General features: G+C 60.1%; 2 protein-coding genes. Both read right to left on the bottom strand.

Going from position 1 to position 1,294, the window contains the following annotated elements; translation table 11 throughout:
* Positions 1-55: 55 nt before the first annotated feature.
* The gene (locus ACFLIM_RS50185; protein WP_393178020.1) at positions 56-937 is read right to left on the bottom strand and encodes an IS3 family transposase; all 882 of its coding nucleotides are present in this window, start codon (positions 935-937) and stop codon (positions 56-58) included.
* Positions 934-1,227 carry a transposase gene (locus tag ACFLIM_RS50190; protein ID WP_393178022.1) on the bottom strand — a complete coding sequence of 98 codons (294 nt, stop codon included), beginning with the start codon at positions 1,225-1,227 and terminating at the stop codon, positions 934-936. Before ACFLIM_RS50190 ends, ACFLIM_RS50185 begins: the two co-directional genes overlap by 4 nt.
* Positions 1,228-1,294 lie beyond the last annotated feature (67 nt).

A 1,294-nucleotide genomic window follows, 5' to 3' on the forward strand; every position in this document is an offset into this window, starting at 1 on the left:
TGAGGAGCCCGGCGTTTTCCGGACACGTCCCAAATGAACTATATGGTCGACTCTATCACGCAACCGACTGATTATCGAACCATTCGTCGAGGACTTCGAGCGGCGGTCGATAACCGAGCCCTGAATGAAGTCGCCGCGGATTATAGAAGCCTTCGATGTACTGGATGAGCGCGCGCCGCGCTTCAGCTCGTGTAGCGAAAACTCGGTGGTGGACCATCTCGGTCTTCAGCTTCCCGAAGAAAGATTCCGCCATCGCGTTGTCGAAGCAAATCCCCGTTCGGCCCACCGACCTGCGGATCTTGTACTTGCCGAGCGTCTTACCGAATTCGATCGACGTGTACTGGCTTCCCCGATCGGAATGGAAAATGGCATCTTCAGGAAGAGTGATCCGCCCAGCGGCCATGTCGATTGCCGCGCTGACCAAGCGTGCCGGGTAGCGCGTGTCGACCGACCAGCCGATCACGGATTTGGAGAAACAGTCGATCACGGTGGCCAAGAACAGCGGCCCCTCGCCGGTGTCGATCTGCGTGATGTCGCCGATCATCTTCGCTCCCGGCGCCTCAGCGGTGAAGTCGCGCTTGACCAGGTCGGGGATCGGCCCGGCGTCCTTGTCGGCGACCGTGAGGCTCCTGCGCTTCTTGACCTGCACTGGAACAAGGTCCATCTCGCGCATCAGGTCGCGCACCGTCTCGTCGTCGATCTTGATTCCGGCACGCCCGAGTTCGGCGTGGAGGCGCCGGTAGCCGTAGGTGTGGTCGGACTTGGCGAACTCCTCCTCGATGCGGATTTTGAGCGCCTCGCGTCGGAGCGCCCGGTCCGATAACGGACGATGCCACCATTCGTAGAAGCCGGAGGTGGAAACGCCGAGCAGCCGGCACATCATCTTGATCTCAAAATTGGCCCGCTCCGCGTCGATGAGTGCGAACTTCTCACTCACCCTTGCTCCTTCGCGAAGTAGGCCGCCGCTTTTTTCAGGAACGAGTTCTCTGCCTCAAGTTCCTTGACCTTGCGCTCCAGCTCTGCGAGCTGTGCCCGATCGACTGCCTCGCGCGCTTCTGGGGTGTTTCCCTTGCGCTTCTCTTTTTCGGCGTTCACCCAGTTGCGGATCGTTTCGGCGACCAGGTTGAAAGCACGGGCTGCCTGTGCGCATGTGTGTCCGTCATCCAGGACGTACTTAACGACTTCGGCCCGCAATTCGGGAGAGTAATGCCTCGGCCTCTTCGCCACTACCTTGCCTTCCGGGTGTCACGTAAACCCTACTTGGGTCCGTGTCCGGAAAGATCGGGGCACCCCA

Origin of the sequence: Nonomuraea marmarensis (assembly GCF_043197025.1) — a bacterium.
Taxonomy (GTDB): domain Bacteria; phylum Actinomycetota; class Actinomycetes; order Streptosporangiales; family Streptosporangiaceae; genus Nonomuraea; species Nonomuraea marmarensis.